This is a genomic window from Rhodanobacter sp. GW835-FHT13D09, from assembly GCF_058793995.1.
The window spans coordinates 531982-557278 of sequence record NZ_JBXAGL010000002.1 but is presented as its reverse complement, the minus strand read 5'-3'; the positions used below and the strand labels follow the sequence as shown (position 1 = coordinate 557278).

At 66.7% G+C, this 25297-nt stretch carries 31 protein-coding genes; 3 read left to right on the top strand and 28 right to left on the bottom strand.

All coding sequences use genetic code 11. The features are described 5' to 3' along the window. Positions 1-274: 274 nt before the first annotated feature. The 4 genes from AC1Q5A_RS05420 to rng form a co-directional block, all read right to left on the bottom strand. Positions 275-1660, bottom strand: a complete 1386-nt coding sequence (locus tag AC1Q5A_RS05420) for a cytochrome C (protein WP_492699037.1) — start codon at positions 1658-1660, stop codon at positions 275-277. Between the two features lie 162 nt (positions 1661-1822). Then, positions 1823-3262: a metalloprotease TldD gene (gene tldD / locus AC1Q5A_RS05415; RefSeq protein WP_492699035.1), complete on the bottom strand. Its 1440-nt coding sequence runs from the start codon at positions 3260-3262 to the stop codon at positions 1823-1825. A gap of 60 nt (positions 3263-3322) precedes the next feature. Further along, positions 3323-7231 carry a YhdP family protein gene (locus AC1Q5A_RS05410; protein ID WP_492699034.1) on the bottom strand — a complete coding sequence of 1303 codons (3909 nt, stop codon included), beginning with the start codon at positions 7229-7231 and terminating at the stop codon, positions 3323-3325. A 21-nt stretch (positions 7232-7252) separates the two neighbouring features. Beyond that, complete coding sequence (rng, locus tag AC1Q5A_RS05405; protein WP_492699032.1) at positions 7253-8740, bottom strand: ribonuclease G; 1488 nt, start codon at positions 8738-8740, stop codon at positions 7253-7255. A gap of 158 nt (positions 8741-8898) precedes the next feature. Here rng and AC1Q5A_RS05400 point away from each other — a divergent pair, with 158 nt between their 5' ends. Together AC1Q5A_RS05400 and AC1Q5A_RS05395 are read left to right on the top strand one after the other, a co-directional pair. Further along, a complete protein-coding gene (locus AC1Q5A_RS05400) occupies positions 8899-9618 on the top strand; it encodes a Dph6-related ATP pyrophosphatase (protein WP_492699030.1) in 720 nt (239 codons plus the stop codon). Next, positions 9602-10123, top strand: coding sequence for a mismatch-specific DNA-glycosylase (locus AC1Q5A_RS05395; RefSeq protein WP_492699028.1), 522 nt, complete (start codon positions 9602-9604; stop codon positions 10121-10123). Before AC1Q5A_RS05400 ends, AC1Q5A_RS05395 begins: the two co-directional genes overlap by 17 nt. A 139-nt stretch (positions 10124-10262) precedes the next feature. Here AC1Q5A_RS05395 and AC1Q5A_RS05390 read toward each other — a convergent pair whose 3' ends face one another. Together AC1Q5A_RS05390 and AC1Q5A_RS05385 are read right to left on the bottom strand one after the other, a co-directional pair. After that, on the bottom strand, positions 10263-11552 hold the full coding sequence (locus AC1Q5A_RS05390; RefSeq protein ID WP_492699026.1) for a c-type cytochrome: 1290 nt from the start codon (positions 11550-11552) through the stop codon (positions 10263-10265). Then, complete coding sequence (locus AC1Q5A_RS05385; protein WP_492699024.1) at positions 11549-12307, bottom strand: c-type cytochrome; 759 nt, start codon at positions 12305-12307, stop codon at positions 11549-11551. Before AC1Q5A_RS05385 ends, AC1Q5A_RS05390 begins: the two co-directional genes overlap by 4 nt. Positions 12308-12375: 68 nt before the next feature. Here AC1Q5A_RS05385 and AC1Q5A_RS05380 point away from each other — a divergent pair, with 68 nt between their 5' ends. Beyond that, complete coding sequence (locus AC1Q5A_RS05380; RefSeq protein ID WP_492699022.1) at positions 12376-12510, top strand: hypothetical protein; 135 nt, start codon at positions 12376-12378, stop codon at positions 12508-12510. 75 nt (positions 12511-12585) lie between these two features. On the opposite strand, the gene AC1Q5A_RS05375 is transcribed toward AC1Q5A_RS05380, so the two are convergent. The 22 genes from AC1Q5A_RS05375 to rpsC all read right to left on the bottom strand — a co-directional run bounded on the left by AC1Q5A_RS05375 (position 12586) and on the right by rpsC (position 25291). After that, positions 12586-13956, bottom strand: a complete 1371-nt coding sequence (locus AC1Q5A_RS05375) for a class II 3-deoxy-7-phosphoheptulonate synthase (protein ID WP_492699021.1) — start codon at positions 13954-13956, stop codon at positions 12586-12588. 29 nt (positions 13957-13985) lie between these two features. After that, positions 13986-14489, bottom strand: coding sequence for a disulfide bond formation protein B (locus AC1Q5A_RS05370; RefSeq protein ID WP_492699019.1), 504 nt, complete (start codon positions 14487-14489; stop codon positions 13986-13988). 165 nt (positions 14490-14654) lie between these two features. Further along, complete coding sequence (gene rplQ, locus AC1Q5A_RS05365; protein ID WP_108473269.1) at positions 14655-15038, bottom strand: 50S ribosomal protein L17; 384 nt, start codon at positions 15036-15038, stop codon at positions 14655-14657. Between the two features lie 203 nt (positions 15039-15241). Continuing rightward, the gene (locus tag AC1Q5A_RS05360; protein ID WP_492699017.1) at positions 15242-16240 is read right to left on the bottom strand and encodes a DNA-directed RNA polymerase subunit alpha; all 999 of its coding nucleotides are present in this window, start codon (positions 16238-16240) and stop codon (positions 15242-15244) included. Positions 16241-16257: 17 nt separating this feature from the next. Continuing rightward, on the bottom strand, positions 16258-16884 hold the full coding sequence (rpsD, locus tag AC1Q5A_RS05355) for a 30S ribosomal protein S4 (protein WP_008435462.1): 627 nt from the start codon (positions 16882-16884) through the stop codon (positions 16258-16260). Positions 16885-16956: 72 nt separating this feature from the next. Continuing rightward, on the bottom strand, positions 16957-17343 hold the full coding sequence (gene rpsK / locus AC1Q5A_RS05350; protein ID WP_007513384.1) for a 30S ribosomal protein S11: 387 nt from the start codon (positions 17341-17343) through the stop codon (positions 16957-16959). Positions 17344-17359: 16 nt separating this feature from the next. Continuing rightward, positions 17360-17716, bottom strand: coding sequence for a 30S ribosomal protein S13 (rpsM, locus tag AC1Q5A_RS05345; RefSeq protein ID WP_056386816.1), 357 nt, complete (start codon positions 17714-17716; stop codon positions 17360-17362). A gap of 135 nt (positions 17717-17851) precedes the next feature. Continuing rightward, entirely contained in the window at positions 17852-19174 is a 1323-nt protein-coding gene (gene secY / locus AC1Q5A_RS05340; protein ID WP_114341272.1) for a preprotein translocase subunit SecY, read from the bottom strand. 4 nt (positions 19175-19178) lie between these two features. Beyond that, complete coding sequence (gene rplO, locus AC1Q5A_RS05335; protein WP_492699071.1) at positions 19179-19616, bottom strand: 50S ribosomal protein L15; 438 nt, start codon at positions 19614-19616, stop codon at positions 19179-19181. Continuing rightward, a complete protein-coding gene (gene rpmD / locus AC1Q5A_RS05330) occupies positions 19616-19813 on the bottom strand; it encodes a 50S ribosomal protein L30 (protein ID WP_492699015.1) in 198 nt (65 codons plus the stop codon). The genes rplO and rpmD overlap by 1 nt, the downstream gene beginning before the upstream one ends. After that, the gene (gene rpsE, locus AC1Q5A_RS05325) at positions 19806-20315 is read right to left on the bottom strand and encodes a 30S ribosomal protein S5 (RefSeq protein WP_007513373.1); all 510 of its coding nucleotides are present in this window, start codon (positions 20313-20315) and stop codon (positions 19806-19808) included. Before rpsE ends, rpmD begins: the two co-directional genes overlap by 8 nt. A gap of 105 nt (positions 20316-20420) precedes the next feature. Next, entirely contained in the window at positions 20421-20780 is a 360-nt protein-coding gene (rplR, locus tag AC1Q5A_RS05320) for a 50S ribosomal protein L18 (RefSeq protein ID WP_185754691.1), read from the bottom strand. Between the two features lie 97 nt (positions 20781-20877). Further along, entirely contained in the window at positions 20878-21405 is a 528-nt protein-coding gene (rplF, locus tag AC1Q5A_RS05315) for a 50S ribosomal protein L6 (protein ID WP_492699013.1), read from the bottom strand. A gap of 11 nt (positions 21406-21416) precedes the next feature. Continuing rightward, the gene (gene rpsH, locus AC1Q5A_RS05310) at positions 21417-21812 is read right to left on the bottom strand and encodes a 30S ribosomal protein S8 (protein WP_027493640.1); all 396 of its coding nucleotides are present in this window, start codon (positions 21810-21812) and stop codon (positions 21417-21419) included. A gap of 224 nt (positions 21813-22036) precedes the next feature. Then, positions 22037-22342 (bottom strand): 30S ribosomal protein S14, encoded by a 306-nt coding sequence (rpsN, locus tag AC1Q5A_RS05305; protein ID WP_492699010.1) that lies wholly within the window; start codon positions 22340-22342, stop codon positions 22037-22039. 33 nt (positions 22343-22375) lie between these two features. Next, positions 22376-22918, bottom strand: coding sequence for a 50S ribosomal protein L5 (gene rplE / locus AC1Q5A_RS05300; RefSeq protein ID WP_189339684.1), 543 nt, complete (start codon positions 22916-22918; stop codon positions 22376-22378). 9 nt (positions 22919-22927) lie between these two features. Beyond that, a complete protein-coding gene (rplX, locus tag AC1Q5A_RS05295; protein WP_114341279.1) occupies positions 22928-23242 on the bottom strand; it encodes a 50S ribosomal protein L24 in 315 nt (104 codons plus the stop codon). A 14-nt stretch (positions 23243-23256) separates the two neighbouring features. Further along, complete coding sequence (gene rplN / locus AC1Q5A_RS05290; protein WP_007513359.1) at positions 23257-23625, bottom strand: 50S ribosomal protein L14; 369 nt, start codon at positions 23623-23625, stop codon at positions 23257-23259. 15 nt (positions 23626-23640) lie between these two features. Beyond that, entirely contained in the window at positions 23641-23913 is a 273-nt protein-coding gene (rpsQ, locus tag AC1Q5A_RS05285; protein ID WP_114341280.1) for a 30S ribosomal protein S17, read from the bottom strand. A 12-nt stretch (positions 23914-23925) separates the two neighbouring features. Next, positions 23926-24111 (bottom strand): 50S ribosomal protein L29, encoded by a 186-nt coding sequence (gene rpmC, locus AC1Q5A_RS05280; RefSeq protein ID WP_027493637.1) that lies wholly within the window; start codon positions 24109-24111, stop codon positions 23926-23928. Further along, positions 24111-24524, bottom strand: coding sequence for a 50S ribosomal protein L16 (gene rplP / locus AC1Q5A_RS05275; RefSeq protein WP_068095390.1), 414 nt, complete (start codon positions 24522-24524; stop codon positions 24111-24113). The genes rpmC and rplP overlap by 1 nt, the downstream gene beginning before the upstream one ends. An 11-nt stretch (positions 24525-24535) precedes the next feature. Continuing rightward, positions 24536-25291 carry a 30S ribosomal protein S3 gene (gene rpsC / locus AC1Q5A_RS05270; RefSeq protein WP_114341281.1) on the bottom strand — a complete coding sequence of 252 codons (756 nt, stop codon included), beginning with the start codon at positions 25289-25291 and terminating at the stop codon, positions 24536-24538. Positions 25292-25297 lie beyond the last annotated feature (6 nt).

Genomic DNA, 25297 nt, shown 5'->3' with positions numbered 1-25297 from the left:
TGCAGCCCGTGCTTTCTTGCCCACGCAGCGGTTGACACCAGGGGCGAGTCCATACATAGGGCGGGCAGTGCCCGCCGGCTTTTCCCTCGTGTTACCTCGCATTGCCGCCTCTCGCAGGAATCAGCCCGCGGGCCATGCTCTCGCCTGTTTTTTTCAGAGCAACAGCTTTCGGCCGCCACAGGCAGACGAAAGCTGTTGCGTTCTGCTCCGACCATCAGGCAGCCCTAGCACTCCATCGCAATCACCCTTCGACTTTGCAGCGCGGATGTCATCCTCAGATCGCCAGCCACACGTAGCAGTAGAGCGTGTTGTTGTCCTTGGCGTTGCGCCCTGCTCCGTCGACGTCGTGCACTCGCCCGCTGAAACGGTTGAAGTAGGTGTATTGCAGGCCCAGCCGTACGTTGGCCCACGGTTGATGCCACGAGGTGGACTGGCCGAACGGGCTGTAGTCGAGTTCGATGCTTTCGCCCTGGGTGTTCGGCGAGCCGTCGTTGCCGTAGAGCGTGGCGTCCTTGCTGCCGTTGTAGACGAACGACGCCAGGGTCACGCCGTAGGTGTGGCGGTACCAGTAGCTGCCCTTGAGGTTGAGCGACTGCAGGGTGTTGTGCAGGTTGTCCGATCCGCCGCCACCCCAGGTGGCGTCCAGCTTCTGGCTCTCGTGGACGTACAGCCCGTCGACGGTGATCACGTGGTCGCCATCGGCGTATAGGTAGCTGGAATCCACACCGAAGTCGCGGAACCGGTCCGTCGGCCCGGGCAACGCCACCGCGTCACCGGCCTCGTTGGCGCCGATCTGCCCGCGGCGCATGTTCAGCATGAAGCCGCCGACCGAGAAGCTGCCGGTGGGCAGGTTCCAGGTGTAGGCCAGGCGCGCGTACGGCGTGACCCCGCTCAGGCGGCCGTCGAAGTGGGCGTTGACATGGCGCAGGAATGCCGGCGACAGCGAGCGATAACCGCCCAGCTCCATGTACCAGGAGCCGTCCAGCTGCATGTAGGCGCTGACGCCGACCACCTGCGCCGCCAGGCCGCCGAGCAGCATCGGCTGCGCAGGCGCCCCCGGAGCCAGATCGGCTGACATGTAGGGGTACTTCCACGCGGGTGCGGTGTTGAACACGTCGCTGACGGTGGGGTTGTTGTTGAGCGAGATGCCCCAGATGCCGCTGTGGCTGCCATGGCTGAACATGCGCGCGTAGCGCCAGTCCATGTTGTCCCAGCCGAGCAGGCCGCCGTTCTCGGAGTAGGTGGCCTGCGCGAACACGCCGATGTGCTCGCTCAGTCGGCCGGCGAGGAACGCCGAGACCTGCTGCAGTTCGGTGTTGTTGTTGGTGCCGAAGCCGTTGGCCGGAGCCGCCGTCTGGGCTTTCTGCGTGTGGGTGAACGACTCGACCAGCATCGCCGACAGCGGCACGTCGGTCTGGTCGCCGACCTTCATGGTGTAGCCCATCAGCTTGAACTGGCGCCCGAACTGGGTGAGCTCCGGGCCGAAGCCGCCCACGTGACAGGCCACGCAGGGTTGCTGGGTCTGTCGTGCATACGAAGGCACCGCCGATGCCAGGGTAGGTATGCCCAACCAGGCGAGCGCGACCAGCACGATCCAGTGTGGCGGTCGGCACAGGGCGGCGAACCAGTTCGAAACGAAGCTATTCCGGCAAATAACCATGTACGTGCTCCCACGATTCCAGTGTGATGACTGGATGCGGGTGCAGTCTTGGCCTAGCGGATGCGCCGGATATTGATTCCGGTCAAAAGTGGGCCCTCCGGCACTGGCGCGGAATGTCGCAGCCTGATGATACCTGACACGTATCGCCGTTCCCGGCGACGCTCAGGACGCGGTGCCGCCGACTGTCATCGAGTCGATCTTCAGCGTCGGCTGGCCCACGCCGACCGGCACGCTCTGGCCGTCCTTGCCGCACACGCCCACGCCCTCGTCCAGCGCCAGGTCGTTGCCGATCATCGAGACGCGGTTGAGCACGTCGGGGCCGCTGCCGATCAGGGTGGCGCCCTTCACCGGGCGGGTAATCCGGCCGTCCTCGATCAGATAGGCCTCGGAGGCCGAGAAGGTGAACTTGCCGTTGGTGATGTCGACCTGGCCGCCGCCGAAGTTCGGCGCGTACAGGCCCTTCTTCACCGAGCGGATGATCTCGGCCGGGTCGTGCTGGCCGGCCAGCATGTAAGTGTTGGTCATGCGCGGCATCGGCAGCGCGGTGAAGGACTCGCGGCGGCCGTTGCCGGTGGGCGCCATGCCCATCAGGCGCGCGTTCAATTTGTCCTGCATATAGCCCTTGAGAATGCCGTCCTCGATCAGCGTGGTGCACTCGGTGGGAGTGCCCTCGTCGTCGATGCTGAGCGAACCGCGGCGGCCGGCAAGCGTGCCGTCGTCGACGATGGTGACGCCCCTGGCGGCGACGCGCTGGCCGAGGCGGCCGGCGAAGGCGGAGCTGCCCTTGCGGTTGAAGTCGCCCTCCAGGCCGTGGCCGATCGCCTCGTGCAGCAGCACGCCTGGCCAGCCGGGGCCGAGCACCACGGTCATCTGGCCGGCGGGCGCGTCGACGGAATCCAGGTTCACCAGCGCCTGGCGCACGGCTTCGTCGGCAAAGCGCAGGGCACGGCCGTTCTCGATCAGCTCGCGGTAGCCGTAGCGGCCGCCGCCGCCGGCGTAGCCCTGCTCGCGGCGGCCGTTGGCTTCGGCGATCACCTGCACGTTGATCCGCACCAGCGGGCGCACGTCGGCGGCGAGGGTGCCGTCGGAGGCGGCGATCAGCACGGTGTCGATGGTGGCGGCCATGCTGACGATGACCTGCCTGATGCGCGGGTCGCGCGAGCGCGCGTAGGCGTCGACCTCGCGCAGCAGCGCGATCTTGTCCGGGTTGGGCAGGCTCTCGACCGGATCGATCGCCGGGTACAGCGCCCGCGCGCCATTCAGCGCCAGCGGCTTGCCGGCACCGCGGCCGTCGTGGGCGATCGCGCGCGCGGCCTTCGACGCTTCCAGCAGTTGCGGCAGCACGATCTCGTCGGAATAGGCGAAACCGGTCTTCTCACCCGAGATCGCACGCACGCCCACGCCCTGCTCGATCGAGTGGCTACCGTCCTTGACGATGCCCTCTTCCAGCGTCCACGACTCGCTGCGCGAATGCTGGAAGTACAGGTCGGCGGCGTCGATCGCGGGGCCCATCAACTGTGAGAACACGCGGTCGAGGTCGCCGGTGGCGATGCCGCCGGGGGACAGCAGCTTGCTTTCGGCGAGGGCGATCAGGGAATCCATGGGACGTCATTGGCCTGCGGTCGGTGCGGAGTATCCGACATGGGGCCGCCGCCGGCCGCTTTAAAGCTTGGCTGCGGGCGGCGGCGCCGAGCCGGCGGCGGCAGGCAAGGCCGGGACGGCGGCCGGCGGCGCGGGTGGATTGAGCAACGGGGGCGCGGTGGGCGCGGGGCCGCCGCGCTTCTCGACCAGGGTGATCACCGGCTTGTCCCAGCTGCCGGTGATCCGGTAGCGCGCGCTGGCAGCCTGGTTCAGGCCCCGGCCGAGGATGCCCTGCACGGCAAAGCCCGCCGCCGCCCCGACCGGGCCGCCGACCACCGCACCGACCAGCGGCAGGCTGTTGCCGACATGCGGCATCACCACCATCTGCTGGTCGTAGTCGCGCACGCGCAGCCCGGTGCGGCCGTTGACGCTGACGTTCGCGGCCGGGCCGGCGATCAGCAGGTTGTCGGTGACGGCGTTGCCGCTGGCCAGCTTGAAGTCGCCGGTGATCGAGTCGAACGCCAGCCCCTTGCCGAACACGTCGCCGAAGTCGAGGGTGAGCCGGCGCGGCAACTCGGCCAGCGAGACCAGCCCGAGCAGCCGCCCCACCCCGGGGGAAGTCGCCTCGGGGATACGACCGTCGCTGACCTGGATGGAGAGGGTGCCGTCCATGGTGGCCAGCGTCAGGTCGCTGGGCGCGCCGGGCCAGCTGGCGTCGAGCTGGTCGCGTGTCTTGCCGCCGTTGACCAGCCCGTCGTAGCCGAACGCGCCGAGCATCGCGCCGAGATCCTCGGCGGCGAAACTGATCTTCATGTGCGTGCGGCTGTTGCTGGCGTTGCCGTTCCAGTCGCCGCTGGCGTTGACCTGCACCCGACTGGACAGTGCGCGCAGTTGCTCGATGCGCATGCCCTCGGCGGTAGGCCAGGTTTCCAGCCGGGCTTCGCCGAGCTTCGATTCGCCCAGGCGCAGGTCGCCGACCCACAGATGGAACGGCGGCAGCGCCGCCGGATTGACGCCGGTGTTGGCGGGGTCGCGCGACGGCGCCGCGGCATTGCCGGCGGCCGGCGCCGGGGGAGCCTTCGGCCAGTACAGCCGCTGCAACCGCGCGGTGACGCCGCGCTTGTTGAGCTCGCCGGCCGGCACGATGAAGTTGCCGGCCATCGCGGGGCCGTCCACGTCGATGCTGAGCGCGTCCGGCTGTGGTGTGGCGTGCAGCTTCAGCGTGCCGAGCGGGCGACCGAACCACTCCGCCTGGTCGGTATCGACGTCGAGGCTTTCCAGCCCCGGGCCGTTGCCGCCGCTGGCCGCGACCGAGTGCTGCACCCAGCCGGTGACGTCGAGCTGGCGGGCATGGCCGCGGATGCGCAGGTTGCGCGGCGGCAGCGTCTCGGGCATCTGGCTGCCGAACGCCAGGGTGCCGGCCAGCGGCCGCTGCTCCCCGTCGGCCAGGCGCAGGTGCCCGCGCATCACCTCGCCCAACCCGAGCCGCAGGTCGCTGCCGGCCACCGGCAGGCTCATCGTCAGGTGCAGCGGCAGGCTGTCCGCCGCCGGTTTATCCAGCGGCGCCGGCAGCCCCAGCGCGATGCCGTCCAGTGCGGAGTCGACGCTGAGGGTTTGCGCCAGCGCATCGCTGCCGGCCGCGCGCGCGATGCTGAAACCGATGTCGAAATTGCTGCGTCCGTCAGCCAGCTTGCCGATCCAGTCCAGCGACGGGTAATCCTGCACCAGCTCGGCCATGCGGTAGCTGCCCTGCAGCTTCGCCGCGAGGATCGTGGCCGGGTCGCCGGTGGCGCCGGCGATCGCCAGCCGCAGCTTGGACGGCTGGCCGCGGAAGCCGGCGTCCAGCGGGCCGGCCTGCAGGCCGTGCAGGTCGAACGTCAGCGGGCCGTTGAGCTTGTCCAGCCGGAGGTTCCATGCCGACGCGGTGAGATCGGCGTCCTTCAGCTGGGCGGTACCACTCAGCTTTGCATCGGCGACATCCTTCAGCGGCATGGCGAGATGGAACTCGAACGTGCCGCTGCCGCCCAGCTTCAACTTGGCCAGCGTATCGGCCTGGTGGCTGGCGATCGGGCTGCGGCGCGCAAACTCCAGCAGGCTGGCGCCGCTGCCGCCGCCCTGTACGTTGAGGTCGAGCAGGCCGTCGTGGAAATCCGGGATCAGCGCCACCGCCTGGCTCGCCTTCACACCGAGCGACTGGCCGCCACTGGCCTCGACCAGCATGCCGTTGTCGATGAAGTTGGCCACCGCGCTGACATTTTCGGCACGCGGCCAGTCCTTGCCGTAGTCGAAGGTGAGGTTGCTGACCACCGCACGTGCCTCGAAACGGCCCTCGTTATGGCGGAACGGCCAGTCGCCGAGATCGCCGCGCAGCAGCACCTGCGCCTGGTCGAGGTGGCCCGACACCAGCGCGCGGTCCAGCCAGGCGACGGTGGCCGGCGACATCGAATCGACCGGCCAGAACAGCTTGGCGGCAGCCACGTCGGAAGGATCGAGCGAGGCATACAGCTCCAGGAACGGGTGGCCGCCCTGCGCCGGCAGCACCAGCTCGCCGCGGGCCTGGCCGGCGTAGCCGACGCCGGTGAAATCCAGCGCATCCACGCCGACGTGCCAGTCGCCGTCCTGCGGCCAGGCAGCCAGCGTGCCCGACAGCCGGGACAGCACGAACGGCTGCCGGAACGTGTGCGGGAACGCCAGCGTGACGGCCTGCGCCGGCAACTCCAGCGACAGCGCGCCAGCGTCGCCGCGCAACTGGCCATGCAGATCGCTCACGCCCGGCAGCTTGCCGACCGGGTCGATGCCCAGGCCGCTGAACGCCACGTCGACCGCGTACACGCCGTCGGCGCGGCTCCATTGCAGCGCGACCCGGTTGAGATCGCCTCGCGGATGGCCATTGCCCAGCCACTGCGCGAGCGTCGGCGGCAGCTCCGGCAGCAAGGCCAGCCACGGCAGCAGCGGGGCCAGCTGCAGCTCGCGCGCGGCGACGCCGGCGCTGGCCTGCGGCGTGCCGGGCTGGTGCAGGCTCAGCGCCAGCGCACTGCCGTCGTCGCCGGCCCAGCGCACCTGATAGCCGTCACCGGCCTGGTGCACGCCGACCAGCCCGTGCAGCGCCGCCACGCTGGCGCTGCCGCCGGCGGGCGCGCGCACCGTCAGGGTGGCCAGGTCGAAGCGGGTCAGGCTGCGGGTCAGCCTGCCCGCGCGCCAGTCGAGCCAGGCGCTCAGCCGGCCGCTGCCGTGGTCGACCGCATAGCCGCCCATGTCGACGCCGTCCAGCAGCGGCTTCAGCTCGGCACTGTCGACACTGACCCAGACCTGGCCCGCGCTGCCGTCCTCGCGGAAACGGCCGGCGGTGCGCACTGCGGCGTTCACGCCATCGCGCCGCAGCACGCCGCCGAAACGGAGCTGGCGGCCCTGGTGGCTCAGCCGCAACTGCTTCGACAGCAGGGTGTAGCGCTTGTCCAGGGTGGCGTCGTTGACCACCACGCGCAGGTCTTCCAGCCACAGGTCGACCGACAGCCGGCCCAGCGACAGCGGCTGCGGGCTGCTGCCGCCGGCCAGGCCGATGCCGTTGACGTGCCAGCCGGCGGCATCGTGCAGCAGGTCCAGTTGCAGACCGCGCGCGTGCAGGTTGAGCAGGTGGCGCGACGGCAGCAGCCAGCCGCCAAAGTCGAATTTCAGCTCGGATTCGGGCAAGCGCAGCACGGCACCCGCCTCGCCAGGCGTCGCGCCGATGCTCACCCCGTGCATGACGAACGCCGGACCGGTGGCCGTCCAGCGCCCTTCCATCGAGGTGAAGCTGACCGGCCGCTGCAGCCGTGCGCTGAGCTGCGCGGCCACCCAGTCCGGGTGCCTCGCCAGCAGCGGCAGCAATAGCTGGGCCAGTGCCGCCAGCACGGCGAACAGGATCAGCGCGACCCCGGCGACCCACCCCGACGCACGGGCGCAACCATGCAGCCGTCGCTGCCATGACACGATCACGCGCGGCGGCCCCACGCGGACTTGCAGCCGCCGGATTTACAGCAAGACGACATCAAACTGTTCCTGCGAATAATGCTCTTCGGCCTGGAAGCGTATGCTCTTGGAGATGAACTCTTCCAGTTCCGCGACCGCGCTGGATTCCTCCTCCAGGATCCGGTTGACCACGGCGGGATTGGCCATCACCAGCAGCTTCTGCGCGTTGAACTGGCGCACCGCGCGGGTGATCTCGCGGAAGATCTCGTAGGTCACCGTCTCGGCGGTCTTCAGCACGCCGCGGCCGTTGCAGGCCGGGCACGGCTCGCACAGCTGGCGGGCCAGGCTTTCGGTGGTGCGCTTGCGGGTCATCTCCACCAGGCCCAGCGCCGACATCGGATACACCGTGGTCTTGGCGTGGTCGCGCGCCAACCCCTTGCCGAGCATGCGCAGCACCTGCCGCTTGTGCTCCTCGTCGTTCATGTCGATGAAGTCGATGATGATGATGCCACCCAGGTTGCGCAGGCGCAGCTGGCGCGCCGCCGCCTGCGCGGCCTCCAGGTTGGTGCGGTAGACCGTCTCCTCCAGGTTGCGCGTGCCGAGGTAGGCGCCGGTGTTGACGTCGATGGTGGTCATCGCCTCGGTCTGGTCGACGATCAGGTAGCCGCCGGACTTCAGCGGCACCTCCTTCTTCAGCGCGCGCTGCATCTCGTCCTCGGCGCCGTACAGGTCGAAGATCGGCCGCTCGCCGTCGTAGTGCTCGATGCGGTCGTCCAGGCTCGGCATGAACTTGTGCACGAACCGGGTCACCTTCTCGAAGGTCTCGCGCGAATCCACGCGCACCTTCTCGATGTCCTCGTTGAGCATGTCGCGCAGGCTGCGCAGCGGCAGCGAGAGTTCCTCGTACACGCGTTCGCCGACCTTCGCCTTCACGATGTTCTCCTGCACCACCCGCCACACCTTGCCTAGGTAGGTCACGTCGAACGCCAGCGACTCGGCGCTCTGCCCTTCGGCATTGGTACGCACGATGTAGCCCAGCCGGCTGTTGCCGGACGCGTCGTCGCCGATCAGCGGGGTCAGCACCTCGCGCAACCGCTGCCGCTCGGCCTCATCCTCGATCCGCGCCGAGATGCCCAGGGTGCGCGCGTACGGCAGCAGCACCAGATAGCGCGAGGGAATCGACAGGTGCGCCGACAGCCTCGCGCCCTTGGTGCTGATCGGGTCCTTGACCACCTGCACCACGATCTCCTGGCCTTCGTGCACCAGTTCGCTGATCGAGGGCACGTGGCCATTGCCGTTCGATTCGGCACCCTCGGTCGGCGCCGGACGCACGATGTCGGAGGCGTGCAGGAACGCCGCGCGCTCCAGCCCGATCTCCACGAACACCGCCTGCATGCCCGGCATCACCCGTTGCACGCGACCCTTGTAGATGTTGCCGACATAGCCGCGCCGGGACGCCCGCTCGACGTGCACCTCCTGCAGCATGCCGTTTTCGACCACACCGACCCGCGTCTCGCGCGGGGTCACGTTGATCAGGATTTCTTCACTCACCGCATACTCCCCGGACAGGTGATCTTTATAGCGGCTGCGGCCACGGACTGTCGATGAACCACGGCGGAAAAACCGCCTTCCCCCGCAAATGCCGCACAATGGGTGGCGGACGGCGAGCCATGCCGCCCGCCAGACGAACCATCCGGGAGCTCCGAAGCATGACGACGCCCACGGCGACGCCGACCCTGTTGGCATGGAGTGGCGGCAAGGACTGCCTGCTGGCCCTGCAGCGGCTGCAGGCCGATCCGCAATGGCGGGTGACCGCGCTGCTGACCACGGTCAACCGCAACTACCAGCGCGTAGCCATGCACGGCACGCCACGCGAGGTGCTGCAGGCGCAGGCCGCCGCGCTCGGCCTGCCGCTGCTGGAGGTGATGCTGGACTGGCCCGGCAGCAACGAGGCCTACGAGGCAGCCCATGCGCAGGCCCTGGTCGAGGCTCGCATGCGCTGGCCAGGGATCCGCCACTGCGCGTTCGGCGACCTGTTCCTGGAGGACGTACGCGACTACCGCGTGCGCCAGCTCGGCCGCGACAACTGGCGCGCGGTGTTCCCGCTGTGGGGCGAGGACACCGCCGCGCTGTCGCGCCGCTTCGTCAGTGAGGGCCATCGCGCGGTGCTGTGCTGCGTGGATACCCAGCAACTCGACGCGGACTTCTGCGGCCGCCATTACGATGCCGCCCTGCTCGACGCACTGCCGGCCGGCGTCGACCCCTGCGGCGAGCGCGGCGAGTTCCACACACTGAGCTATGCCGGGCCGCTGTTCCGCCGACCGCTCAAGCTGCGTCGCGGCGAATCGGTGCTGCGCGACGGGCGGTTCCAGTTCACCGATTTCATGCTGGATGACAGCCGGCTCGACAGCGATGCCGCGGCGGACTGAGCGACCGATCCTGCCCGACCTGCTGCAACCCGGGCTGGCGCTGGTGTTCTGCGGCACCGCCGCGGGCAGGCGCTCGGCCGCCGAGCGCGCCTACTACGCCCACCCCGGCAACCTGTTCTGGCGCGCGTTGTTCCAGGCCGGGCTGACGCCGCGCCTGCTGGCGCCAGCGGAGTTCCCGCAACTGCCACGCTACCGCATCGGCCTCACCGACCTGGCCAAGCGCCACTCGGGCAACGACGACGAACTGCCGCCGGGCGCGTTCGACGTTGCTGCCCTGGTCGCCAAGGTCGAACGCCATGCCCCACGCCTGCTCGCCTTCACCAGCAAGAACGCGGCACGCGCCGCGCTCGGCCACGCGACCGGCTACGGCCTGCAGCAGGAAACCATCGGCAGCACCCAGCTGTTCGTGCTGCCGTCGCCATCCGGCCAGGCGCGCGGCCACTGGGATATCGAACCGTGGCTGGCGCTGGCCCGGCTGTACCGCTCCTGCCACGCAGGCTCATAGGGCGCCCACCGCCCGCTGGATTTACCGACGCACATGGCGACGAATCGGAAAGCCGGCGGACGGTGTCCGCCCTACATCGGTGGTCGGCGGCGTTGAATCGCGGGAGGTCGAAAGACGGTCGCCGCGTGCGAAGCCGAACTTACTCGATCGGCGTGTGCCGGTACCTGCTGACGTCTTCGGCGCGCACGATCGAGGCGTGGTTGCCCCAGCCGCGACGGATATAGGTGACCACCGCCGCCACCTCGCCATCATTCAGCTGCTGCGCGAACGGCGGCATCGAGTATGGCCTCTGGTTCGCCGCGGTGACCGGGGTGAAGCCGCCGAGCAGGACCATCCGGATCGCGTTGATGCCGGTCGGTTCGGTCACCGAGGAATTGCCGTCCAGCGGGGGATACACCCCGGCGACGCCCTTGCCGCTCTTGCCGTGGCAGGCCGCGCAGTGCTGCGCGTAGACCTTCCCGCCCTGCTCGGTCAGCGCCCTGGTGTCGAACGGCGAACTCGGCTCGGCCACTGACGCCCGCGGCGGCAGCGACTGCAGGTAGGTGGCGACCGCGTGCAGGTCGGCCTCGCTCATGTGCTGGGTGCTGCCGGACACCACCGCAGCCATCGGGCCGAATGCGGCGCCCCGGGCCGACTGGCCGGTCTTCAGCAGGTCGACGATGTCCTGCGCGCTCCAGCCTTCGAGGCCGCCATTCCTGCGGGTACTGAGGTCCGGCGCGTACCAGTTCTGCATCGGGATCTGGCCACCGGTGAGGTGCACGTCCTGCGGCGTGCCGCCGAGCGTGTCGCGAGCCGCATGGCATTCGTTGCAGTGGCCCAGGCCCTGCACCAGGTAGGCGCCGCGGTTCCATTCGACCGACTGCGCCGGATCAGGCTTGAACTCGCCCTCCTTGAAGTACAGCGTGCGCCACGCCGCCAGGCTCTTGCGCACGCTGTAAGGGAACGCCAGCACCGGCAGCACGTCCGGTTGACGCACCGGCGCCAGCGACTGCAACCAGGCGAAGATCGCCAGCGCATCATCGCGGTTCACCTTGGTGTAGGAGGTGTACGAAAACGCCGGGTACAGCAGTTCGCCATGGCGACCCTTGCCGCTGTGCAATGCCTGCCAGAAATCCTCGAAGCTCCAGTCGCCCAGGCCGGTCTCGCGGTCGGGCGTGATGTTCGGCACGGGGATATTGCCGAACGGCGTGGCCAGCGAGCGGCCGCCGGCAAGGTACGCGCCGCCCTGCGCGGTGTGGCAGCCGGCGCAGTCGCCGACGGTGGCCAGGTACCTGCCCCTCGCGATCAGTGCCGGATCACGCAAGGTGGCCGCGGCAACCTTGCTGGCGGTCGGTGGGGTCGGCCGGCTGCTGCCGCCGAACAGCACCCAGCCCAGCGCCAGCACCACCAGCAGCGCAACCGGCAGCAACAGCCTGCGCAGCCATGTCATGGCGTGCCTCCCGTGGCACCAAGCACGCCGCATCGCAGCGGCGGCGTCACCGAGCCGGCCGGCTGCGCGTGCGTGTCGGCCGGCAGCTCGCGGCTGGCCAACGCCGCCGCCACCGCGGTGATGTCCGATTCGCCCAGCCGGTTCGCCACCTCGGCCATGCAGTCGGGCGCCACGGTGGCGCGGGTATGCGTGCGCCACGAGCCCAGTTGCGCGCTGATATAGTCGTACGGCAGGCCGAGCAGCCCTGGCGTGGACGGCTCCACGCCGGTCAGCTGGCTGCCGTGGCAGCTGGCGCAGGCGGGAATCCTGCGTGCCGGATCGCCCTTGCCGATCAGTTCCTCGCCACGCTGCAGCGTGGCGGCAGACACCGGCGGCAGCGGCGAGCGGCCGTATGGCACCTGCTGCGCCGCGAAGTATTCGGCGATCTCCCGCATGTACGCGGGCGGCAGCTGGCGCACGGTGTATTCCATCGGCGCGTACTTGCGCAGGCCATTCTGGAAATCCTGCATCTGGCGCGCGAGATACGCCGCCGGCTTGCCGGCCAGGCGCGGGAAGTAGCCGCTGCCGGGCGTACCTTCGCCATGCACGCCATGGCAGGTGGTGCAGGCGGCGATGCGCTGTTGCAGGGTGTCGGGGACCGGCGGCGTATCGGCCGCCTCGTCGGCGCGGGCGGGAGCGCCGAAGCACAGGGCGGCCACCAGCAGGGCCGCGACACGGAAGGACTTGGCTGGGCAGGAATCGGCATTCGTCATCATCCCGGGATTGTACTCTGGCAACTCCGCGTGCTGTCCGGCACCACGCTAAGCTTGGCCGGCACGGCCGCGTGTTGTTCGGCGCGAAGTGGAGCGAGTCGACGCTGATCTCGATCGCCTACGGCTTCGAGCAGCACGCCGCGGCGTGGCAACCGCCGCAGTTCCTGCAGACGGTGGGCGGCAAGCCGGTGGCATCCATTCACTGAGCACGCCACGGAAAAAAGACGGCCACTTGGCCGCTTTTTTTCCGAACATCCCGTTGAACTTCGCGGACCGGCGCGTCAGCCCTGCCCGCCAGCCGACTTGCGCACGATCAACATCGCCAGCTCCAGCGACTGCTCGTAGTTCAGGCGCGGATCGACCATCGACTTGTAGGCGCGGTCGAGATCGCTCTCGGACAGGTCGCGGGCGCCGCCCATGCATTCGGTGACGTCCTCGCCGGTCAGCTCCAGGTGCACGCCGCCAAGCCGGGTGCCGGCTGCCGCATGGATGTCGAACGCCTGGTCGAGCTCGCCACGGATATTGTCGAAACGGCGGGTCTTGTAGCCGTTCGAGGTGCTCTCGGTGTTGCCGTGCATCGGATCGGCCACCCACAGCACACGCCGGCCCTCGCGCTTCACCGCCTGCAGCAGCGGCGGCAGCGCGGCGGCGATCTTCGCGTGGCCCATCCGGTGGATCAGGGTGAGCCGGCCCGGTTCGTCGCCCGGGTTCAGCGCGTCGATCAGCGGCAGCAACTGGTCCGGCGTCACCGAAAGGCCGACCTTCACCGCCACCGGATTGCGGATGCCACGGAAATACTCCACGTGCGCACCATCCAGCGCGGCGGTGCGCATGCCGATCCACGGGAAGTGGGTGGACAGGTTGAACCAGCCGGGATGGCGCGGCACCTGGCGGGTCAGCGCCTGCTCGTAGTGCAGCAGCAGCGCCTCGTGCGAGGTGAAGAAATCCACCTTGGAGAAACCGGCGATCGGGCCGGCCAGGGTTTCCATGAAGCGCAGCGAGTCGCCGATGGCGGCGACCATCTGCCGGTATTCGGCGGCCAGCGGCGAATGCTCGACCCAGGCCAGGTCCCAGTATTCCGGGTGGTGCAGATCGGCGAAGCCGCCGTCGATCAGCGCCCGCACGAAGTTCATCGTCAGGGCCGAATGCGCATGCGCCTGGATCAGCCGTTGCGGATCGGGCCGGCGCGCAGCGATGGTGAATTCCGGACTGTTGACCACGTCGCCGCGGAAGCTCGGCAGGGTCACGCCATCGCGCGTCTCGGTATCGGCCGAACGCGGCTTGGCATACTGTCCTGCGAAACGGCCCACCCGCAACACCGGCTTCTTCAGCCCGTGCACCAGCACCAGGCTCATCTGCAACAGCACCTTCAGCCGGTTCGAGATCACCGGACTGGTGCAGTCGGCGAAACTCTCGGCACAGTCGCCGCCCTGCAGCAGGAAACGCCTGCCCTCCTGCGCCTCGGCCAGCGTCTGCTTCAACGCCAGCACCTCCCACGAGGTCACCAGCGGCGGCAGCTGCGCAAGCTGGGCGCCGGCGGCGGCCAGTTCGTCCGCATCGTCGTAATGCGGTTGCTGCAGCGCCACGCGCTGCTGCCACGAATCGGGCGTCCAGTCGGCGGCGGGGCGGAAGTCGGACACGGCAGGATTCATCGCTCGACCCTGGATGGCTGAGGGAACGCTCACTTCGCGGCAGGCCGGCGCCGCGCCGCCACCACCGCCAGCACGGCCAGCGCGACGTACCAGAGCAAGGTCCAGGCCGGCATCGGCAGGCCCAGGATCGGCTCGACCCTGGCGCATTCGCCCGAGCCGGTGAAGACCAGCTTCAGCATCCTGGAGAACGGGAACGCATCCAGCATGTAGCCGAGGCCGGGGCCGCAGGAAGGCACCTGGTCGGCCGGCAGGGTCTGCAGCCACAGATGGCGGCCGGCGGTGACGATGCCGCCCGCCGCGCCGACCAGCACCAGCCCCGCGTACGCCCAGCGGCCGTCGCCACGTGGCGCATGCAGGCCACCCAGCAGGAAGCACAACGCCATGAACACGAACGCGATGCGCTGGAAAACACACAGCGGGCACGGCGTCATGCCCAGTCCGTACTCGGCATACAGGGCAAAGCCGAGCAGGCCGGCGCAGATCAGGAAGCCGACCAGGAAACTGACACGGTAGGACCAGCGTAATGGGTTCATGGTGGATTGGTGCGTTGCGGAATCCGTGACATTACCCGTTCGCCGGGACGCTGTCAGCAGGCAGCGTCCGGCGAAACCCACATACGCGAAAACCCGGCAGGTCGCCCGGCCGGGTTTCGTGTCTGGACGCCTGGATACCGGGCGGAGCGGCCGTGGCCGCCCGTCTTACTCGGCGTCGACGGCCTCGACCTGCGGGCGACCGACCAGCTCGACGTACGCCATCGGCGCGTTGTCACCGTCGCGGAAGCCGCACTTCAGGATCCGCAGGTAGCCGCCGGGGCGCTCCTTGTAGCGCGGGCCCAGCTCGACGAACAGTTTGCCGACCGCTTCCTTGTCGCGAAGGCGCGAGAAGGCGAGGCGGCGATTGGCCACGCCGTCGGTCTTGGCCAGGGTGATCAGCGGTTCGGCCACGCGACGAAGTTCCTTCGCCTTCGGCAGGGTGGTGCGGATCAGCTCGTGCTTGAACAGCGACGAAGCCATGTTCTTGAACATCGCCTCGCGGTGACTGCTGGTCCGATTGAACTTGCGTCCGGATTTCATGTGGCGCATGACGAAACTCTCTCTGGTCTGTTGTTATGAAGTACTGGCGCTTGTGTCCGGCACTCCGCGGTTACCCGCTTTTATGTGAGCCCCATCGAAGCAGGCTCTTGTGAAGAGTGCGGCCATGGATGGCCGCTTTTTGGACTTTTAGATTGCCGGAACGATCGCCGACACCGCGACCGTCCCAACTGCCGCGATCACGGATGATCGCATTAACCCAATTGCATACCGTGCGACAAGCCCGGCGGCGGCCAGTTCTCGAGCTTCATGCCGAGCGCGAGGCCACGACCGCCCAGCACGTCCTTGATCTCGGTCAGCGACTTCTTGCCCAGGTTCGGCGTCTTCAGCAGCTCGACCTCGGTCTTCTGCACCAGATCGCCGATGTAGTAGATGCTCTCGGCCTTCAGGCAGTTCGCCGAACGCACGGTGAGTTCCAGATCGTCGATCGGGCGCAGCAGCAGCGGGTCGAAGCCGCTCTTCTCCGCCTTGTCGGTGGCGCTCTCGCGGCGCGAGAAGTCGCCGAACACCGACAGCTGGTCGTTGATGATCTCGGCGGCCTTGCGCACCGCGTCCTCGGCACCGATGGTGCCGTTGGTCTCGATGTCCAGCACCAGTTTGTCGAGGTTGGTGCGCTGCTCGACGCGAGCGGCGTCCACTTCATAGGCCACGCGCAGCACCGGCGCGAACGACGCGTCCAGCTGCAGGCGGCCGATCGGACGCGCTTCGTCATCCGGATGCTGGCGCGCGCTGGCCGGCTGGTAGCCGACGCCACGACGCACCTTCAGGCGCATGTTGAGCGCGATGTCCTTGGTCAGGTGGCAGATCACGTGCTCGGGGTTGATGATCTCCACCGAGTGGTCGACGACGATGTCGCCGGCCGTTACCACGCCCTTGCCCTTCTTGGACAGGGTCAGGGTGACCTCGTCGCCGCTATGCTGACGGATCGCCACGTCCTTGAGGTTCAGCAGGACTTCGATCACGTCCTCCTGCAGGCCTTCCAGGGTGGTGTACTCATGCAGCACGCCATCGATTTCCACCTCGACGATGGCGCTGCCGGGGATCGAGGAGAGCAGCACGCGACGCAGCGCGTTGCCCAGGGTGTGGCCAAAGCCACGCTCGAGCGGCTCGACCACCACCTTGGCGCGGTTGGCTCCGAGCTGTTCGACGGTGAGGCCACGCGGCCGCAGCACGCTAGTTGACGAAACTGCCATGCAGAGCTCCGGTAAAATTACTTCGAGTAAAGCTCGACGATCAGGGCTTCATTGATGTCGGTCGGCAGATCGCCACGATCCGGCACCGACTTGAACGTACCTTCGAACTTCTTGCTGTCGACTTCGACCCAACCCGGACGCAGGTCCATGGTGTCGAACACGGTCGCCGCTTCCTGCACGCGCAGCTGGCTGCGGGCGCGCTCGGTCAGCGCGATCGCGTCACCCGGGCGCACCTGGTACGAAGGAATGTTCACCTTCTTGCCATTCACCAGGATCGCCTTGTGGGCGACCAGCTGGCGGGCCTGGGCGCGGGTGACCGCGAAGCCCATGCGGTAGACGACGTTGTCCAGGCGGCTCTCGAGCAGGCGCAGCAGGTTCTCGCCCGTATTGCCCTTGAGGGTGGTCGCCTTGGTGTAGTAGTTGCTGAACTGGCGCTCGAGCACACCGTAGATGCGCTTGACCTTCTGCTTTTCACGCAGCTGCACGGCGTAGTCGGACATGCGCATGCGCTTGTTCGCGCCATGCTGGCCGGGCTTGTTTTCCAGCTTGCACTTGGAATCCAGCGCACGCGCCGGGCTCTTCAGGCTGAGATCTGCACCCTCACGACGGGCGAGTTTGCAGGTAGCTCCACGATAACGTGCCATGGGTAGTCTCTTTTTTGAATAGTCCGCCACGGATGGCGGGCATTTGATTCACGCGATCAGGGACGAGCGCACTTATACACGCCGCTTCTTGGGAGGACGGCAGCCGTTGTGCGGGATCGGCGTGACATCGATGATGTTGAGCACCTTGTAGCCCAACGCGTTCAGCGAGCGCACGGCCGACTCACGGCCCGGGCCCGGGCCCTTGATGCGCACTTCCACCGTCTTCACGCCGTAGTCGCCCGCGGCGCGGCCGGCCTTTTCAGCGGCCACCTGGGCGGCGAACGGGGTCGACTTGCGCGAACCGCGGAAACCCGCGCCGCCGGCGGTCGCCCACGACAGGGCATTGCCCTGGCGATCGGTGATGGTGACGATGGTGTTGTTGAAGGAGGCCTGCACGTGGGCCACGGCATCCGTGACAACGCGCTTGATCTTCTTCTTGGTCTTGACAGGCTTGGCCATGTTCGGAATCCGTTACTTACTTCTTGATGGCGCGACGCGGGCCCTTGCGGGTGCGTGCGTTGGTACGCGTGCGCTGGCCGCGCACCGGCAGGCCGCGACGATGACGCAGGCCGCGGTAGCAGCCCAGGTCCATCAGACGCTTGATGGCCATGCCCACCTCGCGGCGCAGATCGCCCTCGACGGTGTACTTGGCGATTTCGTGGCGGATCTTCTCCACCTCGCCTTCACTGAGGGACTTGATCTGGGTGGTGGGAACCACGCCAGCATCCACGCAGACCTTCTTGGCCCGGCTGCGGCCGATACCGTAAATGCTCTGCAGACCGACCCAGACATGCTTCTGGACCGGCAAATTGACACCCGCGATGCGCGCCATGATGTACTTTCTCCGATGCGTTTCTTGCGCGGTAAACGCGCAATTTTAACCTGAATTACCCTGACTGGAAAGCCCTGCGGCACCGAGGCGCCGCCAGCTTCCGACTTCGACCCACTCCGTTCGCTCCAGCAGCCACTAGTTGCGGCGGAGATTGGCCTTCTTGAGCAGACTTTCGTACTGGTGACTGACCAGGTGCGCCTGCACCTGAGCCGTGAAATCCATCACCACCACCACCACGATCAGCAGCGACGTGCCGCCAAAATAGAACGGTACATGCCAGGCGCTCTGCATGAACGAGGGCACCAGGCACACCAGCACCAGATACAGCGCGCCGACACCGGTCAGACGCGTCATCACCGCGTCGATGTAGCCAGCCGTGGCCTTGCCCGGACGGATGCCCGGAATCAGCGCGCCCGACCGCTTGAGGTTGTCGGCGGTCTCGTCGGCGTTGAACACGATCGCCGTGTAGAAGAACGCAAAGCCGATCACCAGCACCGAGAAGACGATTTCGTACAGCGGGTTGCCCGGGCTCAGCGCCTGCGTCAGATCCTGCAGCCAGCGCGCCTGTTGACCCGTGCTGAACCAGCTGACCGCCGTCGCCGGGAACATCAGCAGGCTCGAGGCAAAGATCGGCGGGATCACGCCCGACATGTTGATCTTCAGCGGCAGGTTCGAGCTCTGGTTCATGTAGGCCTTCTGGCCGCCTGAACGCCGCGCATAGTTCACGGTGATGCGCCGCTGGGCGCGCTCCATGAACACCACGAACCCGGTCACGCCCAACGCCAGGGCAAACACCATCAGCAGCTTGAGCAGCGACAGCTCGCCGTTGCTGGCCATGCCCAGGGTGTGCACCACCGCACCGGGCAGACCGGCCACGATGCCGGCGAAGATCAGCAGCGAGATACCGTTGCCGATACCGCGCTCGGTCATCTGCTCGCCCAGCCACATCAGGAACATGGTGCCGGCGGTAAGCCCGACCACGGACGAGAAGACGAAGGCGAAGCCCGGCGTGTAGACCACCGGTGCTCCGCCGGCAGCGACCTGCCCCTGCAACGCCACCGCGATGCCGAACGACTGGAACGCCGCCAAGGCCACCGTGGCATAGCGCGTATACATCGTCATCTTGCGCTTGCCCGCCTCGCCTTCCTTGCGCAGGCTCTGCAGGCTGGGCACCACCGCACCCATCATCTGGAACACGATCGACGCCGAGATGTACGGGATCACGCCCAGCGCGAACACCGAGAAACGCTCCAGCGCACCGCCCGAGAACATGTTGAACATGTCCATCAGGCCGTTGCCGTTGACCAGATTGGTCATCGCCTCCGGATTGACACCCGGAACCGGAATGAACGAACCGAGGCGGAACACCACCAGCGCACCAATCACGAAGAAGATGCGCTGGCGAAGCTCCGTCAGCTTGCCGAGCTTGCCGAGTGCGTTGCCCTTGGCTGCGGCCACCTGATTACTCCACGCTGCCGCCGGCAGCCTCGATGGCTGCCTTGGCGCCGGCGGTAGCCAGCAGGCCGGACAACTTCACCGCGCGGCCGATTTCACCCTTGAGCACGACCTTGACCTTCTTGGCGCGGCTGTTGATCAGGCCAGCCTGATGCAGCGCGACCACGTCGATCACGTCGGCCTTGAGGCCGGCCAGCTGATACAGGAACACTTCCTGGCTCTCGGCCTGCATCTTCGAGCGGAAGCCGACCTTCGGCAACCGGCGCTGCAGCGGCATCTGGCCGCCTTCGAAGCCGTATTTGTGGGTGCCGCCCGCGCGGGCGTGCTGACCCTTGTGACCGCGACCGGCGGTCTTGCCCAGGCCCGAGCCGATGCCGCGACCGACGCGCAGTCGCGTCTTGCGGGAACCGGCGGCCGGCTTGATGTCATTCAGACGCATGTTGATTACTCCTCGACCTGCACCAGGTAGTAGACCGTGTTGATCAGGCCACGCACCTGCGGACTGTCCTTCAATTCGCGGACGTCATTGGTCTTGTTCAGACCCAGTGCCTTCACGCTGAGGCGGTGACGCGCCTGCACGCCGCGCAGGCCCTTGACCAGGCGCACGCGCACGGTGGCGGCGGTTTCGTTCTTCTTAGCCATTGCCGAGCACCTCTTCCAGACTCTTGCCACGCTTGGCGGCGATCTTCTTGGGCGAGGCAACCGCCTGCAGGCCCTTGATGGTGGCGCGCACCAGGTTGATCGGATTGCGCGAACCGACCGCCTTGGCCAGCACATTCTTCACGCCGACCACTTCCAGCACGGCACGCATCGCGCCGCCGGCGATCACGCCGGTACCTTCGGAAGCCGGCTGCATGTAGACGCGGGCGGCACCATGGTTCGCCTTCACGGCGTACCACAGGGTGCCGTTGTTCAGCTCGATGTTCACCATCTGGCGGCGGGCACGCTCCATCGCCTTGGAGATGGCGACCGGCACTTCGCGTGCCTTGCCATAGCCAAAGCCGACCTTGCCCTCGCCGTCACCGACCACGGTCAGTGCGGTGAAGCTCATCTGGCGGCCACCCTTGACGGTCTTGGCCACACGGTTGACGGCAATCAACTTTTCCAGCAGGCCGTCGGAATTTTCGCGATCGGTAGAAGACATGTTCTTTTCCATGTGCCCGGCGAGCCGGGACTTTGCTTGCGGCTGGGCCGCTTGGAGTTGTAGGTGACGCCATGGATCGGGGATACACCCTGATCCGGATGTTGCTTAGAACTGCAGGCCGGCCTCGCGCGCCGCATCGGCCAGCGCCTTGATGCGGCCGTGATAGCGGAAACCGGAGCGGTCGAACGCGACGGACTCGATGCCCGCGGCCTTCGCCCGTTCGGCGACGGCCTTGCCCACCGCAGCGGCAGCGGCCAGGTTCTTGGTGCCCTTCAGGCCCTCGGCCACCGACTTCTGCACGGTGGAGGCAGCCGCGACCACGTTCTTGCCGGAGGCGTCGAACACCTGCGCGTAAATGTGCTGCCCGGTGCGATGCACCGACAAGCGGGCCACGGCCAGCTTGCGGATGTGGGCGCGCGTCGACTTGGCGCGGCGCAGGCGGTTTTCGTTCTTGTTCATCGTCATAATTCCTCGAAAGCGGATCGGCCTGGGATGACTGTCATCTGCTCTTGGTGAAGAGTCCGGCCATGGATGGCCGGTCTTTCGCGCAGGGACAGCGCACTTAAGCCTTCTTGGCTTCCTTCAACGTGATCTTCTCACCGGCATAGCGGACGCCCTTGCCCTTGTAGGGCTCCGGCGGACGGAAGCCGCGGACCTTGGCCGCCACCTGGCCTACCGCCTGCTTGTCCGACCCCTTGATCAGGATTTCGGTCTGCGACGGGGTTTCGATGCTGATACCTTCGGGCGCATCGAACACCACCGGGTGGGAAAAGCCCAGGCTCAGGTTCAGCGACTTGCCCTGCATGGAGGCGCGGTAGCCGACGCCGACCAGCTCGAGCTTGCGTTCGTAGCCGGTGGAGACGCCAGTGACCATGTTGGCCAGCAGCGCGCGTGCGGTGCCACCGAACCTGTCGTCGGCGCCCTCGGCGAGGCTGATGTGCGCCACGCCGTTGTCCACGGCAATGGTGACGCCCGGCAGCTGGTGCACGGATAGCGTGCCCTTCGGGCCCTTCACGGAAATGCTGTCGGTGCCGACAGTCATCTCGACGCCCTTGGGCAGGGAAATGGGTTGTTTGGCAACACGTGACATCGAAAGACTCCTTATGCCACTTGGCCGATGACTTCGCCGCCCAGGCCCTTGGCACGGGCCTGCGCATCGGTCAACAGACCGGCGGAAGTCGAGATGATCGAGATGCCCAGGCCACCGAGGACCTTCGGCAGCTCGTCCTTGCCGCGATATACGCGCAGGCCGGAGCGGCTGACACGGGAAATGCGCTCGATGGCCGGCTGGCCCTCGAAATACTTGAGCTTGATCTCGAGCACCGGCTTGCCTTCCTCGGCGGAAGTCTTGGCGTCGAGGATGTAGCCCTCGTTCTTGAGAAGGTTGGCGATCGCCAACTTCAGTTTCGACGACGGCATACGCACGGTCGGCTTGCCCATGGCCTGGGCATTGCGGACGCGCGTGAACAGATCGGCGATGGGATCAGTCATGCTCATGAAAACATCCTTCAGAGTGCACCGATATCCGATAAAACCGGAAATCAATCAGATTGTGAGCCGGCATCGACGCCGGCCTGCCTTGCGCAGACCGCCGACTATAACAGCATTTTCAGGTTTTGGCGAATAGCGATGCAGTAACCGCACCAGCCGGCCGCGTACCGACGCGACCGGGATGAATCGGCGGCGAGGCATCGCCCCACCAGCCGGTTCTACAAACAGTATTACCAGCTGGCCTTGCGCAGGCCAGGCACGTCGCCGCGCATGGTCGCTTCACGCAGCTTGTTGCGACCGAGTCCGAACTTCGAGTAGACGGCGCGCGGACGACCGGTCAACGCACAACGGGTGCGCTGGCGCACCGGGCTGGCGTCGCGCGGCAGTTTCTGCAGCTTGGACTGGGCCGCCATCTTCTCCTCATAGGAGGCGCCGGGACTCAGCACGATCGCCTTCAGCTCGGCGCGCTTGGCGCCGAATTTCTGGGCGAGCTTGGTCCGCTTGATATCGCGGTTGACCATCGAGGTCTTTGCCATGGGTATCTCTCGCGTCTATCAGTTGCAACGTGCTTAATTACGGAAGGGGAAGCTGAACGCGGCCAGCAGGGCCTTCGCTTCTTCGTCGGTCTTGGCGGTGGTGGTAATGGAGATATCCATGCCACGCAATGCGTCAACCTGGTCGAAGTCGATTTCAGGGAAGATGATCTGTTCCTTGATGCCGAAGTTGTAGTTGCCACGACCATCAAACGCCTTCGCCGAGACACCGCGGAAGTCGCGCACGCGCGGCAGCGAGATATTGATCAGGCGATCCATGAACTCCCACATCTGGGCGCGGCGCAGGGTGACCTTGCAGCCGATCGGCCAGCCGTCGCGAATCTTGAACGAGGCGACGGAGACGCGCGCCTTGGTCGTGATCGGCTTCTGGCCGGAGATCTTGGCCATGTCGGCCACGGCGTTCTCGAGCACCTTCTTGTTGCCCGCGGCTTCGCCCACGCCCATGTTCAGCGTGATCTTGGTGATGCGGGGAACCTGCATCACGTTCTGGTAGCCGAACTGCTCGGTGAGCTTCGGCACTACCTGCTCTTTGTAGAAATTTTCAAGGCGGGTCATGATCGTGATTCCTTACGCGTCCACGACCTCGCCAGTCGAACGGAACACGCGGACCTTGCGCCCATCAGCGAGCGTTTTGGTGCCGACGCGTTCACCCTTGTTCGTGGCGGGGTTGAACAGCTGCACATTGGAGAGATGGATCGAGGCTTCACGCTCGACGATACCGCCAGCCTGGTTGGCCTGGGGGTTCGGCTTGGTGTGGCGCTTGACCAGATTCACGTTGGAGACGAACACGCGCTCGCCATCAACGCGCAGCACGTCGCCGCGCTGACCCTTGTTCTTGCCGGTGATCACCAGGACCTGATCACCCTTGCGGATACGGTTCATTGTCTTGACTCCGCTCAGAGCACTTCGGGCGCAAGCGAGACGATCTTCATGAACTTCTCGCTGCGCAGCTCGCGGGTAACCGGCCCGAAAATACGGGTACCGATCGGCTCGAGCTTGTTGTTGAGGAGGACCGCTGCATTGCCGTCGAAACGGATCAGCGAGCCATCGGGACGGCGCACGCCCTTGGCGGTACGCACCACCACGGCATTGTACACCTCGCCTTTCTTCACCTTGCCGCGGGGAATCGCATCCTTCACGGTGACCTTGATGACGTCGCCGATCGCGGCATATCGGCGCTTGGAGCCGCCGAGCACCTTGATGCACATCAGTTCCTTCGCGCCGCTGTTGTCCGCCGCGGAAAGCGTGCTTTGCATCTGGATCATGTCTGCATGCCTCCCTTAGACGTTGGCGCGCGTGATGATCTCGACCACGCGGTGATGTTTGGTCTTGGACAACGGACGGCACTCCGCGATACGCACGAGGTCGCCCTCGTTGGCACCCAGGTCATCCTGCGCATGCAGCTTGGTCGACCGGCGAATGGTCTTGCCGAGCAGCCAGTGCTGCTCCTGACGCTCGATCAGGACGGTGACCGTCTTGTCCATCTTGTTGCTGGTGACGCGGCCCTCGAGGGTGCGCGCCTGCTTCTTGTCTTGATTCTGGTTGTCGCTCATGTCGGCCGTCCCTTACTTCTTGCCGCCGAGCACGAACTTCGTGCGGGCGATGTCACGCCGAACGCGGCGGAGCTGGTGCGGCTGGGTGAGCTGGCCGGAACCCTTTTGCATGCGCAGGTTGAACTGCTCCTTGCGCAGGTCCAGCAGATGCTGCTGCAGCTCTTCGGCCGACTGGTTGTTGATATCTTTGATGGCCATCACATCACCGCCCGGGTCACGAACTGGGTCTGCACCGAGAGTTTGGCGGCGGCCAGGCGGAAAGCCTCACGCGCCGTCGGCTCGTCGACGCCCTCGATTTCATAGAGCATGCGGCCGGGCTGGATCGGGGCGACCCAGAATTCGACGCCGCCCTTGCCCGCGCCCATGCGGACTTCGATCGGCTTCTTGGTGATCGGCTTGTCCGGGAAAACGCGGATCCACAGCTTGCCGCCGCGCTTGACGAAGCGGGTGATGCAACGACGGGCCGCCTCGATCTGGCGCGCGGTGAGCGCGCCATGGGTGGTCGCCTTCAGACCGTACTCGCCGAAGCTGACCAGGTTGGCGCACTGCGCCAGCCCGTCGTTGCGGCCCTTGAACTGCTTGCGGTATTTGGTTCGCTTGGGTTGCAACATGGCAACTCTCCTTACTTCGCCGACCGCTCGCGGCGGCCGTCACCGGCCTCGCGACGCGAATCGTTACGACGACCTTCGCCACCTTCGCGGCGCGGCTGCGAGGGCGACTCGTCCTTCGACTCCTGGCCGATCTGGGTCAGGTCGAAGATCTCGCCCTTGTTGACCCACACCTTGATGCCGATGATGCCGTAGGTGGTGCTGGCCTCGGCGAAACCGTAATCGATGTCGGCACGCAGCGTGTGCAGCGGCACGCGGCCTTCGCGAGCCCACTCGGAGCGGGCGATCTCGGCGCCGTTCAGACGGCCGGACACGTTGATCTTGATGCCCAGCGCACCCAGGCGCATCGCGTTGCCGACCGAGCGCTTCATCGCGCGGCGGAACATGATGCGGCGCTCAAGCTGCTGCGCGATCGACTCGGCCACCAGCTGCGCGTCCAGCTCGGGCTTGCGCACTTCGTTGACATTGATGTGCGTCGGAACGCCCATCATGTCGCTGACTTCCTTGCGCAGCTTCTCGATATCCTCGCCCTTCTTGCCGATCACCACGCCCGGACGGGCGGTGTGGATCGTCACGCGCGCGGTCTTGGCCGGGCGCTCGATCTGGATCTTCGAGATGCCGGCGGCCGCCAGCTTCTTCTTCAGCATGTCGCGGACCTTGATGTCGGCCACGAGATACTTGGCGTAGTCGCCCTTGTTTGCGAACCACTTCGAGTTCCAGTCCTTGGCAATGCCGAGGCGGATACCGGTGGGATGAACTTTGTGACCCATCGTCTA